Below are 12,790 nucleotides of genomic sequence, written 5' to 3'. Positions count from 1 at the left end.
GCCCATAACGCGCGACTTCGATGCATTGTGCGGCGTCACCTATCGTCGGCTCAGGGGCAAATCAAACGGTCGTGATCGAGGACCTGACCGTCCGCAACATGCTGACCAACCGCAAGCTCGCCCGCTCGATCTCGGACGCGGCGCCTTCTTCCCGTGTACTTCATCGTGCCCGTGGGGATCTCTGCGGTTGTCCCGGGAACCGTCGCTCTGCGCAGGATGCGGGGCCGGGAGGGAGCCGATCGCTTCCGGGCGCGGGTGGGTGTCGCGCTTGGCACCGCGGTCGTCGTGATTCCGCTGGCCGTGATCGGCTGGGCGATCTGGACGCTGAGCCAGGCCTACAAGTAGACGGCGATCGACTTCGAAGTTCAGAGATGGTTCTGAGCGGTTGCCAAATGACATATGTCACGCCTAGTGATGACAACTCCACGTGCAGACAGGCCACTTGGCACTCCTGGAGGTCTGCTCCCCGGCTCCAGACTGGACGGCGCGCCCTGCAGCGAAGGCGACAGAGAACAGCCTGCACCGTCATGGACGGTGCGGCGGGAATCCCGCCGCCGGCATGCCGACCACGGAGGCTCACCTATGCGATGGACGAACTACGCGGCGGCCGCGCTGGCTTCAGCGGCGGCCGTCTCCTTGCTTCTCGCCGGCGCGAGCGCACAGGGGCGGCGGCACGGGGGAAAGACGCGCCAGCTCCGGTCGGCCGGCGCACCGCAGTCCAGCCGGCAGACGGCAGGGCCAAGGCCATGGCACTCCTGCCCGGGTACCTCGTGATGACCCTCCTGCAGCGGCGGTGGCGGCTTGTGTTCGGCCTGTTCGAGTGCTGGTGTGCCCCCGCCACGACGGCAGTATGGGCAGACGAGATAGACGTGGTGAGCGCGGCTTTGATCTCGGCGGGGGAGTGGTTCGCCTTCTGGCGCGAGGTGAACGCGAGGCTGTGGGTGCCCTGCGATCCGGGGATGGAGAGCGGGCTTCCGGCTGAAGCGAGTATCAGCGGATTCGGCCCGGTACAGGCCACGCTGATGACCGCGATACCGCCTCCGGCCCACCGCCCGCCCCGGCCCGTTCGCCAGGCCGATCCCAGGGCCTTCAAGCCGGGCTGCTTCGTGCGCGGTGCAGGCCCGCTTGCGCAGCCGGGCCGACACGCAGAGCCGGGCGTCGAAGATCTGGCGCTGTTCGACATCCCGGGTCTCCAAGTGGCCAAGCATGCCCCGGAGTCTCCGCTGAGCCAGACGCTGCTCCTGCGTTTCCCGCGCTTCCTGCTGCCGTTGCCCGCCCGGGACCCGCGGTGGCCGGGCACGGCGCGCATCCCGGGCGCGCAGGGCATCGGCGCGCTGTCGCCGCACTGCCTGCCGCTGGTCGCCTGGCAACTGCACGGGCCCAGCCCGTCCGCCACCGCCCGGCTGTCCGCCCCAGCTCCCGACGCTCCGGCCACCGCGTCGGCCGGCGTTCCGGACGCCTCCAGTACGGTGGCGCCTCCCACCCGGCGGCGCGCGCTGATGACCCGTATCCACGCCTTCATCGCGGACAACCTGGGCGACGCGCACCTGACCCCGGATGCGATCGCCACGGCCCATCACATCTCCCTGCGCTACCTGCACAAGCTGTTCAAGCAGGAAGGGCACACGGTGGCCGGCTGGGTCCGCGCCTGCCGCCTGGAGCAGTGCCGACGCGACCTGGCCGACCCGCAGTCGGCCGCCCGCCCGATTCATGCGATCGCCGCCCGCTGGGGGTTTGCCAGCCCCGCGCATTTCAGCCAGGTCTTCCGCGGCGCCTACGGCCTCTCCCCGAGCCAGTTCCGTCGGCAGCGCACGGCAGTGCGCCCGGACTAAAGGCCTGTGCGCTCTGCCGTAACGACAGGCCCGGCTGCGACGTGCACCCTGATGAAGGTGCCGAACGGGACGGGCGCGACAGCAGGACGAGATGCACCGGCCCGTTCACCAACTCAACGCGCGCCGACCCGGCCCGCGCGGGCCGGCGGAGCCTTGCTCCGCGCCGGGGGCGCACGAGCCCTGCCCATCCGCCGGAGAGCGGGTACGACCAACAAGGGGGAACCTCCATGGCGCACCGCCTGCGGCGCGGCCTGACGGCCACCGCCGCTGCACTCTCACTCGGATGCGGTCTGTCGATCGCCGGACCTGCTGGCTTCGCCCATGCCGCGGCCTCCGACTGCGACGGCGGCCGGAACGGATTCACCGACATCTCCGACAGCCTCACGGGCAGGGTGGTGCCCGGCTACCCCTTCGAGATCGGAGGCAGTCACTTCAGTCTGGAATACGGCACCGTCGGGGGCGTGCAGCGCGGCTGGGCCCACCTCGCGGCCAGCGGGATCTCCTTCCCGCAGGACGAAGTGTGGATGGACTGGACGCGGGACGGCGGGGCGAGCTGGATCCAATGCGGGCCCTTCACTCTCGGCTCGAAGTCCTCCAAGACCACCGCGGCTCAGCACACCAGCAATGACCACAACTGGCGCTTTCGCGCCTGCGGCAAGGTCTACCCCAGCGGGTACTCCTACTGCGGTCCCTGGTGGTGAAACCCCCATCGGCCACCACCGAGGAAGGACGCGTCAGCGCACCTCTCGAGGAGCCGAATGCGATGCCGCGTCCGGCTCGGCACCGAGGACATCAACCGCCGCCCAAGACTCACGTTGACCCGTGGGACAGCTTTCACCCCATCACATCCCGGCTCGTACAGGAAAGGACCGAATCAGTGCACAGGAATCGGACTCTGGCCACAGCACTGGCCGCTGCAACCCTGGGGGCCATCGCCCTCACTGCGCCCGCCGCCGGCGCATCGACCGCCGCGGGAGACTCGGCGCAGGCAGCGGGATGCGTCGGTTCCGCGTTCTCCGGAACCCTGCAGTCGGGAAAGGCCATCTGTAACGGCAACTACCTCGTACGGATGCAGACGAACGGCGATCTGGTTCTGCGTGTGATCTCGACGGGAACGGCCTGCTGGCGCAGCGCAACGGACCGCGCGCCGGGCGGCGACACCTCCGCAACCTTCCACGGCACCATCGTGGGCCCGCCATCCGTCACCATCGACAGCACTTCTCAGGGCCGACTGGCCGAGATCTGGGGCGCGCACACGCTCCAGCACTTCGGAACGAATGCCAACGTGAACACGAGGGGCGAATTCTGGATCGGCTACAAGAAGATCGGCGCGTGTAGCTGAGACCGGCAGGAGAGCCGGCCGCAGCCCCGTTCAGTGCGACCGCGTGTGCGTGAAGGAGGGCCGCTCGGTGGATCCGACGGCGGTGATCGTGGACTCGCCGTCGGTTCGGGCCGCGGCGAACATCCCGCGCGCGACGTCGGGCCGAGCCGGCGGCAAAAGGGTGGGCGGGCGCAAGCGGGCACGTGATCGTTGACTGTCTCGGCCTGGTCCTGGCCGTGCTGGTGACCGCGGCTGGTGCCCCAGGGCACCTTGCTGATCGCTGCGGCGGGGCGACCATCAGTTCTGCCTGACCGTTCGCGGCCTCCGGCGACGGATCCGCCTGGCCATCGGCGGCCGCGAACTCGGTCACGGTGTCAGTGACTTGATGTCTCTTCAGGATCATCATTTGCACCGGTGAGTGCACAGGCCCCGTACTGGAGATCGACAACCACCAACTGCGGACATCGGCCGACGCGGGCGAAATGGTTCGCGTCCTCCCTACGCGGACCTGACCAGCGGCTTCAGCCCTCAGATCTGCTCCGCGCCCCGTCTGATGGACACTTGGACAAGAACACGATGGACCAGGTCTTCCGGCCTACGCAGTGACGCCAACTCTCCCGAACGGAACCAGCACCAGTGAGCCCTCCCGCAATACCCGACCTGGCCTGGTGGCGCGAGGACCCCGAACGATGGGAACTGGTGGAGTTCGATGGGCAGCACGATGAGGACGGGCTGCCCATCGACATCCGCTGGGAGGACCGGGAGCAGGTCCTCGAAGCCCTGGTCCGGGATCCTGGCCATGAGGATGGGGACTTTGCCCGGTTCCTGCTGATCCAGGAGACACGGCGGCACGGGCACTCCTGGGGCTTCAGCCACTGCATCGAGATCGCGGCCCTACGGGTTGCCGAAGAACGCCGCGTCGAGGATGTCTGGCTCCTCTGGGAAGCCGTCTCCACGAGTTTCGATACCTGGTGCGGTCTTCCCCACCGCTTGCTGTTCGCCGCCGGGGTGGCCACCACCACGGAGTATGTCCAAGGCGCTGACCACCCTCAGCGGGAGCACCTCCTGAAGTACGTGGGGGAGATCTCCGAAGTCACGGACGAGGAGGTCGCCCAGACGCTTGCCCATCGGCGTCGTCACTACAGCGAGATCCTCGACGAACCGGCCGGGGAGTGAGGCTCCACGGAGACCACCGTGCAGGTGGTAATGACGTCCTGGACCAAGAGTCCGCAGGAGGGAGGCTGCGTGTGCATGCGCCGCTCCTGGAGGCCCGGGCCCGGCTGGGAATTCCACGACCGGTGACGCCGGCCGTCAGATGGCGTGTTGGGCGGCGTGTATCTCGTAGCGGATGCGCTGGCGCTTGAACTGGGGAGCCAGGCGAAGGTCGCTCGACCACTCAGTGAGTCTTGCCCGGGCCGAGCGGTGGGCGACGCCGCGACGGGCGATTGGCAGTTTGATTCCGCGCTTCCGCAGCAGGCGGAGGTACTTGTCGAAGTCGTGACCCCGTTCGGCGAACAGCCTGCGTGGTCGTGTGCGCGGGCGTCCGCGCGGGTCCTGGATCGGTGGGATCGCATCAAGGAGAGGCAGGATCTGTTGTCTTGGTCGGCCTGCACGATGGGGAGCGACGCGGGGGGTTCGGCGGACGGGCCCGGCTCGGCATCCCCGCGACTGCGGGCGACTGGCCGTCCGTGGCCGAGCAGCTGTCCCCCAACACCCGAGATCAATCACAGCAGAGGTCCACCCACCGCAGTCACAGAGTGTGGCATTCCGCCGGGGGATGGGACACAGGATGAACCGTTTGGCTGATACGCGACGTGACACAAGGTGACCGAACCGATACGTGTCCACCCCTTGCGAGTCGGAAGGGGCCAAGCGGGTCTCGTGGGAACTTTCTTGCGGTGGCAGGATGCCTGATCACGGAGGAGCAGAGGGAGATCCCATGCACGATCAAGGCAGCCCCGGTTCGGCAGAAGGCTTCAACGTCTTCGCTGTCGACGGCAGCTGGCCGGAATCACGGCAGGTCACGGGGCACGGCTACAACCGAGGCACCGGCGACATCCATGTCTACCTGTGGTTCGGTTCTCCGCAATTCGACCCCGAGGTCGAGCATGTCACGGTCTTGAGCGCCTCCTCCGGCAACGCGGAGGGCGGCGATGCTCTGGAGCGGGTTTTCGAGGACTACTACCACCCCGGCGAGGAACCCCCGGCCAGCCTGCCGGCCTCCGAACCCGTCACTATCACCACCGACGGGAAACCCATGACGTTCGAACTCTGGCGCCACAGCAGCAACCGTTACTGGGTCGCACGGGGATGCGTCGAGAGCACTGAACTGGTCCTGTCCGGCGCCGAGATCGAACCCAGCGAGCTCAGCCTGGTCCGCGTGAGTGACCTGACCTCGTTCTCGAACCCATTCGCGCCCCTGGGGTAACTGCACTGCACCTCGCGGCCCTCATCATGCTGTCCGACACCGCTGCCGCGAGGTTGGAGCGCAAGGGGGGCCGCGAGATGGTGGGCCGTTGTCCGACCAGGCAGGACGCCCAAGAAGCAGCGGATTGGCTGGTGGACCGGTTCTCTCAACTGGCACCCGGGCTGCCGGTCACCGCCGACATCGAGGCGGGCGGCGGCCAGTTCCTCGTCATCCTGGCCACCGGCCGCCGCTGATTGGGGATCACCAGCCGCGTTCTTGCGTCGAGGTGAACCGTCAACTCAAGTGGAACTGTCGTGGCCCGAGCTGACCCACGGGCGCGTGGCGGGCTGCAGCTGGATGACCGGCGGGGCGGCCGGGCCGGGTCACCAGGGGCGGTGGCAGAGCCGCTCGCGCTGGGACCACTGTGGTTCTGCGACGGCCCCGTGCCTCCCTTCCGGCAGGTCAGCCGGACGATCGACCGGGCCGGCCTGGCCCACCGCGTGAGGGATGATGGGGACGGAATGACGGAACGCGAAGTCAGGAGCTTCCATGGCGAAGCGGGTTCACCAACCCCGTGAGGACGCGGAGTTCAATTTCATCCTCGGGATGAGCGGAGTTCCGGTCCTCGCATACTTCACCGGGACATGGCCCAAGGCAATCGAGCCCTGCCGGACGATGGACCTCGTCGTGGGTGGCATCGCCGACGATTACACGGGTCGCCTGACGGCCGTCCGCACCGACATCACACGTTGTCCGGCCGCAACCGAGCGATACGGGATCACCGGAGCCCCGTCCTACGTCCTGCTGAAGGAGGGAGAGGCGGTGGCGCACGGCACGGGGCCCATGACCATCGCCGAGATACGGGAGTGCCTGGACGGCCACCTCTGAGCGACCGCCGGCACTGTGGCCGCGACGCCCGTCACGCACGCCGTGGGCGTGCTGCCGCAATTCTCGCCGGAAGTGGGTGACCGTGCTTCCGGTGTCCTTGTTGAGCTGCTGCCGCAGGGCTTCGTTGTCGTGGAAGAGTGCGGCGATCGCGGTGTGGGCGGCCTTGAGCTGTTCTCCAGGAGCGTGCATTCCTGGGTTTTCCACAACACTGGCCGCCTTGCGTTGGCGTCCGACGGTCCTGCCTCAATCCTCGCCGCTCTCACCGGGACCAGCTCGACCCCCCGACGGCCTGGACGAACTTCGTTAAGCGCGACTGGGCCGGCTACCTCAGCAGCCGGCGAAGCGACAGCAAAGAAGTCGGTTTCTCTCGTGGGTGCGCCCCGGCATCATGGCCGTCGGTAGGTTCATACGCGAGGGACGAGTGTGGCGGGTGGCTGGAGACGGACAGGCGGATTTGACGGAGCTGTGGCAGCAGCGTTGGCCCAGTTGCCCTCCGGTTGGGTACAAGCTCCGTGACCCATATCGAGATGTCTGGGTACGTTTTCACAGTCTGCCGGAGTCGAAGCGGTACGCGGAGGACGAGAGCGAGTACACCGTAGTCCTGGGGCGCTACAACACCGTCCTCGATGAGTTGTTCGCTGGTGCGGACGTTTATGTGATCACTCCGCTCTGGACAACCGAAGCCGAGGTTCCGTCATCGCAACCCGTCACGGGGTACTGGCAGAGTCTGTTGGTGGAGGACGATCCTGACCCTGAGTTCCGTACTTACTGCCACCTCTTCGCCGCCCGTCGGCCCTGGCGGCGTGGCTGCATCGACGAGTCGCTCCGAGACATCGCCGACGACAAGGTGGCGGGAGTCCTCATCACCGACACACGGATGCAGCGCATCCACCACCCCTACGACGGTGGCGCCGACGTCTTCCTCGCCACACCCGAGGAACGGGACCGGATGCGCGATCGGCATGCCGACTGGCTTTCCAGTCATCCCTCAGGTCTCTGACCGGCTCGTGACTCCTCCCTGCTCAGAATCGTCTGCACGGCAAGAACCGGGTTGAGCGGCTCCACGAGCTCTTTGGCGGCAACGGCCACCAGACGCGCGGGTGCATCACCGTCCAACAACGCGCTCACGTATTTGATGGCCTCCGCAGGCGGGCGCGCCGGCAGCCTCTGGCGCAGCGTCCGCACAGCGTGCATGCGTCCGCGCGTAGCGGCTACTCCGCATAGCGCATCGTGTGGATCGTCCACTGCGGTGCGCACCGGCAGCCCACGTATCCGGCTCGATAGTCGGCCTCCCACTCCCCGGCTACCGCGGAGACGACGCCGATCTGGTGCAGTCCGCCGTCGACACGGTCGATCAGGTACGGCCCGTTGTCAGCCGGCATGAACGCCCGGTTTCGAGTGCGTACGAATTTCCTCGGAGGTCCAGAAGGCGATCCACACCAGCTCGTGCTCCTCGACGTCGACCACAGCCATCCGCATCGCGTCTACACCCGAGGGTTTCCGGGTGCGCGCTCCAGCGGACCTTCACACTCGTGCTGCTGGCGGTTGTGACCGTCATGCTGATCGACGCGCTGGTGTGATGCACGCCGATCAACCGCACTGGCGGCAGGGGGCGTCCGGACGACGTCCGGAGCCGCAGGCGGGGAGAGGTTTACCGTATAGTTACCCCTGGGGGTATTTGGGAGGAGTATTCGTGGAGCTTGAGCTGGCGGGCGACGAGTTGCGCTCGGTGCTGAACCGGCTGCGCCGGGCGCAGGGGCAGATCTCCGGGGTGATCCGGATGATCGAGGAAGGCCGCGACTGCGAGGACGTCGTCACGCAGCTTGCCGCTGCTTCCCGAGCGCTCGACCGGGCGGGCTTCGCCATCATCGCGACCGGCCTGCAGCAGTGCATCGTGGACGCGGAGAGCGGCGCGGGCGGTGGGAAGGACCAGGATCAGATGCGCGCCAGGCTGGAGAAGCTGTTCCTGTCGCTGGCCTGAGGAAGCTTGACTGGGGCGCGTCCGCCATTCCCGTACACGGCGGATGTGCCCTTTTTGCCGGGTGAGGACGAGGCTCATTGAAGCGTCGCGGCCCCGGCCTTCACCGGTAGACGTTCCCCGTCCCGGGTGGCGCCCAGATCTCCGTGGCAGTCAGGGCGCTTCAGTTCGGGTGGGCCGGGTGCAAGCCCGTGCGGTGAGCGCGTCGGCGGGTTGAGCGTGACGTCGGGCTGGTGTCGACGGTCCGCCGGTCATGAAAGGCGCCCGAGCGGGCGTGTGGTCCCGCAGGCCGGTGCGAGGTGGTGATGACCGCCCCGGGTGCGTGCCCAGTGCCGGCCGCTGCACGTTGTTGCCGACCGCGGGGTGCCGGTGAGCGTCCGCCTGGCGCTATAGAGACTCATTGCGGCATCAGAGGGCGATCGGTGGGGGCGATTGCCCAGCCCTGGGTGTCGACGAAGAGCGCGGTGGCCCACTCGAAAAATTACCCCCCGGGGTATATAGTCACTGAGGTGTACCCCCGGGGGTATCTTCTGATCTCATCAATACCCCGGTGGGTATGTGAGCGCTATCGGCGGTGAGCAGTAGGAGAGTCGAATGCCGGACCCGTCATACGGCCGCACCGCCCACGTGGCAGCCGACATCGCGACGGCCGTCGCCGCAGTGCGGGAAGAGCCGGAAGCCCAGGGGTTCAGGGTGCTGACCATGATCGATGTCCAAAGCACCCTCAGGGCCAAGCCTGATCACGACATGGAGGACCGCGTCATCCTGGGCGCCTGCAACCCGCCCCTGGTCCGCCGGGCACTCGATGCCGATCGGAGCGTGGGGCTGCTCCAGCCGTGCAACGTCGTCGTCCGCGCCGATGGTGACGGCGTGCTCGTCCAGGGTGTGGAGCCGAACATGTCGGTGACCTTGACGGGTGACGGCACGCTTGCCGCGGTCGCCGAGGAAGCGGCCGTCCGCCTTGACGCCGTGCTGGCCGCAGTGAAGGACAGGTTCGCGTAGCGGCCTTGCAACTGCCCGGGTTCCGGTGCGTGGCCTTTGTCGCACCTCTTCCGAGGCAGACGCATCGCACCCATATACCCCCAGGGGTATTAGGCAGTCAGTGCTGGAAAACCATCCTCCGGGTATACGAAAGGGAACTGAGCATGACCACTGCCCAATCCACACGGGAAGCAGCGGACTCCTCTGCCGGGCCGCCGACAGTCCTGCCCGGCGTGCTGGGGCGCCTCGGCGTCTGGGCCACCAGACGCCTGCGCCTCGTACTGGTGCTGTGGTTCGTCCTGGTCGTCGGCCTCGGAGCCTTCGCGCCGCAGGTGACCTCGGCACTGGCCGGGGCCGGATGGCAGGCCAACGGGTCGGAGTCGGTGACGGTGCGCGAACTCGCGCAGAAGCACTTCGGAGGCAACGCCTCCTCCGCAGTCCAGGTCGTCGTCACCACCGACAAGCAGGTGTCCGACCCCTCGGTACGGAAGGTGATCGCCGAAGCGACCGCCCTGTTGGAGCACGACTCACGCATCTCGACCGTCGTACAGCCTCAGGCGGGCGCGACCATCAGCCAAGACGAGAAGGCGGCCATCCTGCTCGCCGGGGCCGGCGCCGACACGAACGACATGGTCCGGGCCGCCGATGACCTCAAGAAGCCGCTGTCCGAGCTGTCGGGCGACGGCATCGAGGTCAGCGCGACCGGATCGTCGGTGATGTGGAGCGACTTCAACACCGCCAACCACGACGCCATGATGCACTCGGAGATGGTGTCCTGGCCGGTGACGATGGCCATCCTCGTGCTGGCCTTCGGCTCGCTTGTGGCCGCTGGGCTGCCACTGCTGCTGACCATCGCCGGGCTCGCCGCCTCCGCGGGCGCCCTGGTCCTGCTCAACCACGCGACACCGACATCGATCTGGGCGATGAACTTCGCCATGATGTTCGCCCTCGCGCTCGGTATTGACTACGCCCTCTTCCTCGTCGTCCGCTTCCGCGCCGCCCTCGCCCGGCACGGCAACTCTGTCCGCGCCGTCGCCGAGACCATGGACACCGCGGGCAAGGCCGTGGCTCTGTCCGGGCTCACCGTCCTGGTCAGCCTGTCGGCCGTGATGCTCGTACCCGCTCCGGCCTTCCGGTCCATGGCACTGGGCATCATGCTCGCCGTCGTCTTCGTCCTGGCCGCCACCTTGACCTTGCTGCCCGCCGTCCTGGGCCGCCTGGGAGGCCGTGTCAACGCGGCGTCCTTGCCCATCGCCCGCGCCGCGGCCACCGGGGACGGCTCCTCGCCGCGCTTCACCGCCTGGGGCGAGCGTCTCTGGCGCCACCCCCTCCGCTACGGCCTTCCCGCCCTGCTCGTCCTCGTCGCACTCGCCGCCCCCGTGATCGGCCTGCGCACCGCGATGCCGTCCATCACCGTCGTTCCGGAGAAGGACTCCTCGCGCGTCGGATACGAGGCCGTCCAAAAGGCGTTCGGCGACGGCGCCCCCGGCACCCTGCAGATCGTCACCCCGACCGCCGAGGCCGACCGGACCGCGAAGGAACTCGCCGCGAACAAGGCCATCACGGGCGTGATGCCGGCCCAGCCGGCCGCAGACGGTAGCTCTCTGTCGCTCATCCAGGCCGTGCCCACGGTGGACCCGTCCGACCCAGGCCTGGAGAAGACCGTCGACGCACTACGCCGAGACCTGCCAAGCAGCGCTCTCGTCGGCGGCGCAGCCGTCGAGAACCTCGACCTGCAGACCACCCTCGACGACAAGACCCCGCTCGTCATGGGCGTCATCCTGGCCCTCGGCTTCCTGCTGCTCCTCGTCGCCCTCCAGGCGCCGCTGGTGGCGCTGATCGGCACCCTCACCAACCTGCTCGCCACCGCCGCGGCCTTCGGGGCTGCCCGGCTCATCTTCCAGGACGGCCACGGCGCCGAACTGCTCGGCTTCACCTCCCAGGGCTTCCTGGACGGCTGGGCGCCGGTGTTCTTCTTCGCCATGATCTTCGCGATCGCCATGGACTACACGGTCTTCCTGCTGTCCACGGCCAAGGAGCACTACGACAAGACCGGCGACCCACGCACCGCCGTGGTGGCCGCGCTCGGCCACTCGGGACGCGTCATCTTCGCTGCTGCGGCCGTCATGGTCGCCGTCTTCTTCACCTTCGCCCTCTCCGGGCCCCTGCCGCCGAAGGAGATGGGCATCGTCCTCGGCATCGCGGTCCTGCTGGACGCCGCCCTGGTCCGCCTCGTGCTGCTGCCGGTCCTGCTCCGCCTCACCGGCCGCGCCGCCTGGCACACGCCTGCCTGGCTGAGGCGCATCCTGCCCGACATCCACTTCAGCCACGGCTGAAGTGACCGGGGAGGTGGCCTGGAACAAGGCCCGGGCGACCTCCCCTCTCTCCAACCACCGAAGAACTCTCACCTCGAAGAAGGAGAAATCCCATGTGCCAGCGAGCGGTCTGCCGGACATGCCAGGGAATCACCTATCGCGGCTGCGGCATGCACGTCGAACAGGTGCTGGCCGGAGTCCCCAAGTCCCAACGCTGTACGTGCCCTCAGCGGGAGACACCCGCCGGAAACATCTGGAAGCGCCTCTTCGGCCGGGGCTGACGTCGGCGTGCTCGACGGTCACTGGGCCCCGCCGTTGGCGTGGACTTCTCCCGGCCCGAACCGGCCCTGGAGTCCCAGCTCAGACACCGATCCCGCTGGCGGGCACTGGCGACTTCCCAACGGCCCCCAAGACGACGAAAGCCCCACGCCGGCATCTGCCTGGCACGAGGGTCTCGGTTGAATCAAATGAGCGTCAACGTGCTGGGATCGGCGCCTCGTCCCCGGGCGAAGCCCCTTTTGAACCGCGGCGGGCGGTGCCTTGCTTGCGCCGGCGGCGTGCTGGTGAGCCCGCACCGCCGTGGAGTCGACGGACACGTCCCAGTCGATCCGCCCTGCGGCGTCCTCGGCGGCCTGCACCTTGGACAGAAGCATCTGCCAGGTACCGTCCGCCGACCAGCGACGATGGCGTTTGCAGACCGTCTCCCACGGCCCGAACCGCTCGGGCAGATCCCGCCACTGACCCCCTGTACGGACCCGGTACAGCACCCCGCTGATCACCCCTCGGTGATCACTCCACCGGCCCCACGCGCACCACCGCGAGGTAAGAACGACTCCAGCCGATCCCACTCCGCATTCGTCAGGTCTCCGCGTCCCAGGCAGTCAGCCTGCCCCCAACACCCCACCCACGAAGCGAGATCCGAGAAACAGCGCCTAGTTCTGTTGCTCCTGCTCAGCATCGAAACAACGCTGGGATCGACGACTGACAGCTCGGTCCGTCGGGCCGCTGCAGAGCGGGGTCCTGTCAAATGATCAGGGTCCCGCCTCGGTTTGCGGACCACGCGGGTAG

The 12,790-nt window shown here is 67.9% G+C and carries 11 protein-coding genes and 3 pseudogenes; 11 read left to right on the top strand and 3 right to left on the bottom strand.

The features are described from left to right. Positions 1-773 precede the first annotated feature (773 nt). The 4 genes from ABZS97_RS13765 (at position 774) to ABZS97_RS13750 (ending at position 4,329) form a co-directional block, all read left to right on the top strand. Positions 774-1,832 (top strand): helix-turn-helix transcriptional regulator, encoded by a 1,059-nt coding sequence (locus tag ABZS97_RS13765; RefSeq protein ID WP_356137135.1) that lies wholly within the window; start codon positions 774-776, stop codon positions 1,830-1,832. 227 nt (positions 1,833-2,059) lie between these two features. Next, positions 2,060-2,533, top strand: a complete 474-nt coding sequence (locus ABZS97_RS13760; RefSeq protein ID WP_356137133.1) for a hypothetical protein — start codon at positions 2,060-2,062, stop codon at positions 2,531-2,533. A 176-nt stretch (positions 2,534-2,709) separates the two neighbouring features. After that, positions 2,710-3,174: a hypothetical protein gene (locus ABZS97_RS13755; RefSeq protein WP_356137131.1), complete on the top strand. Its 465-nt coding sequence runs from the start codon at positions 2,710-2,712 to the stop codon at positions 3,172-3,174. Positions 3,175-3,789: 615 nt separating this feature from the next. Then, positions 3,790-4,329, top strand: coding sequence for a hypothetical protein (locus ABZS97_RS13750; RefSeq protein ID WP_356137129.1), 540 nt, complete (start codon positions 3,790-3,792; stop codon positions 4,327-4,329). Positions 4,330-4,569: 240 nt separating this feature from the next. Here the strand turns inward: ABZS97_RS13750 and ABZS97_RS13745 are convergent. Continuing rightward, a pseudogene (locus ABZS97_RS13745) lies at positions 4,570-4,746 on the bottom strand (IS5/IS1182 family transposase); the annotation flags it as partial. 346 nt (positions 4,747-5,092) lie between these two features. Between ABZS97_RS13745 and ABZS97_RS13740 the strand changes: the two are divergent. From ABZS97_RS13740 to ABZS97_RS13725, 4 genes and pseudogenes are all read left to right on the top strand, one after another. After that, positions 5,093-5,581, top strand: coding sequence for a hypothetical protein (locus ABZS97_RS13740; protein WP_356137127.1), 489 nt, complete (start codon positions 5,093-5,095; stop codon positions 5,579-5,581). 44 nt (positions 5,582-5,625) lie between these two features. Beyond that, a pseudogene (locus tag ABZS97_RS13735) lies at positions 5,626-5,814 on the top strand (hypothetical protein); the annotation flags it as partial. 295 nt (positions 5,815-6,109) lie between these two features. After that, positions 6,110-6,448, top strand: coding sequence for a thioredoxin domain-containing protein (locus tag ABZS97_RS13730; RefSeq protein WP_356137125.1), 339 nt, complete (start codon positions 6,110-6,112; stop codon positions 6,446-6,448). A gap of 733 nt (positions 6,449-7,181) precedes the next feature. Next, complete coding sequence (locus ABZS97_RS13725; RefSeq protein WP_356137123.1) at positions 7,182-7,448, top strand: hypothetical protein; 267 nt, start codon at positions 7,182-7,184, stop codon at positions 7,446-7,448. 211 nt (positions 7,449-7,659) lie between these two features. Here the strand turns inward: ABZS97_RS13725 and ABZS97_RS13720 are convergent, their stop codons facing one another. Beyond that, positions 7,660-7,830 carry a hypothetical protein gene (locus ABZS97_RS13720; RefSeq protein ID WP_356137121.1) on the bottom strand — a complete coding sequence of 57 codons (171 nt, stop codon included), beginning with the start codon at positions 7,828-7,830 and terminating at the stop codon, positions 7,660-7,662. A 311-nt stretch (positions 7,831-8,141) separates the two neighbouring features. On the opposite strand from ABZS97_RS13720, the gene ABZS97_RS13715 reads away from it, so the two are divergent. The 3 genes from ABZS97_RS13715 (at position 8,142) to ABZS97_RS13705 (ending at position 11,743) form a co-directional block, all read left to right on the top strand. After that, positions 8,142-8,429 carry a metal-sensitive transcriptional regulator gene (locus ABZS97_RS13715; protein ID WP_356137119.1) on the top strand — a complete coding sequence of 96 codons (288 nt, stop codon included), beginning with the start codon at positions 8,142-8,144 and terminating at the stop codon, positions 8,427-8,429. A gap of 591 nt (positions 8,430-9,020) precedes the next feature. Then, positions 9,021-9,428, top strand: a complete 408-nt coding sequence (locus ABZS97_RS13710) for a DUF302 domain-containing protein (RefSeq protein ID WP_356137117.1) — start codon at positions 9,021-9,023, stop codon at positions 9,426-9,428. Between the two features lie 143 nt (positions 9,429-9,571). After that, complete coding sequence (locus tag ABZS97_RS13705) at positions 9,572-11,743, top strand: MMPL family transporter (protein WP_356137115.1); 2,172 nt, start codon at positions 9,572-9,574, stop codon at positions 11,741-11,743. A gap of 518 nt (positions 11,744-12,261) precedes the next feature. Here ABZS97_RS13705 and ABZS97_RS13700 read toward each other — a convergent pair. Then, positions 12,262-12,599: pseudogene (locus tag ABZS97_RS13700) on the bottom strand (IS5 family transposase); the annotation flags it as partial. Between the last annotated feature and the right edge of the window lie 191 nt (positions 12,600-12,790).

It is taken from the genome of Streptomyces sp. NPDC005485, from assembly GCF_040606085.1.
Lineage (GTDB): Bacteria > Actinomycetota > Actinomycetes > Streptomycetales > Streptomycetaceae > Streptomyces.
The sequence above is the reverse complement of the archived record's forward strand: the minus strand, read 5'-3'. Positions and strand labels throughout refer to the sequence as shown.

What these genes read in the sequence shown, in the direction of transcription:
- ABZS97_RS13730 (WP_356137125.1), top strand. Translation starts at nt 6,110, where the DNA reads ATGGCGAAGCGGGTTCACCAACCCCGTGAGGACGCGGAGTTCAATTTC.
- ABZS97_RS13765 (WP_356137135.1), top strand. Translation starts at nt 774, where the DNA reads ATGACCCTCCTGCAGCGGCGGTGGCGGCTTGTGTTCGGCCTGTTCGAG.
- ABZS97_RS13740 (WP_356137127.1), top strand. Translation starts at nt 5,093, where the DNA reads ATGCACGATCAAGGCAGCCCCGGTTCGGCAGAAGGCTTCAACGTCTTC.
- ABZS97_RS13705 (WP_356137115.1), top strand. Translation starts at nt 9,572, where the DNA reads ATGACCACTGCCCAATCCACACGGGAAGCAGCGGACTCCTCTGCCGGG.
- ABZS97_RS13720 (WP_356137121.1), bottom strand. Translation starts at nt 7,830, where the DNA reads ATGCCGGCTGACAACGGGCCGTACCTGATCGACCGTGTCGACGGCGGA.
- ABZS97_RS13760 (WP_356137133.1), top strand. Translation starts at nt 2,060, where the DNA reads ATGGCGCACCGCCTGCGGCGCGGCCTGACGGCCACCGCCGCTGCACTC.
- ABZS97_RS13710 (WP_356137117.1), top strand. Translation starts at nt 9,021, where the DNA reads ATGCCGGACCCGTCATACGGCCGCACCGCCCACGTGGCAGCCGACATC.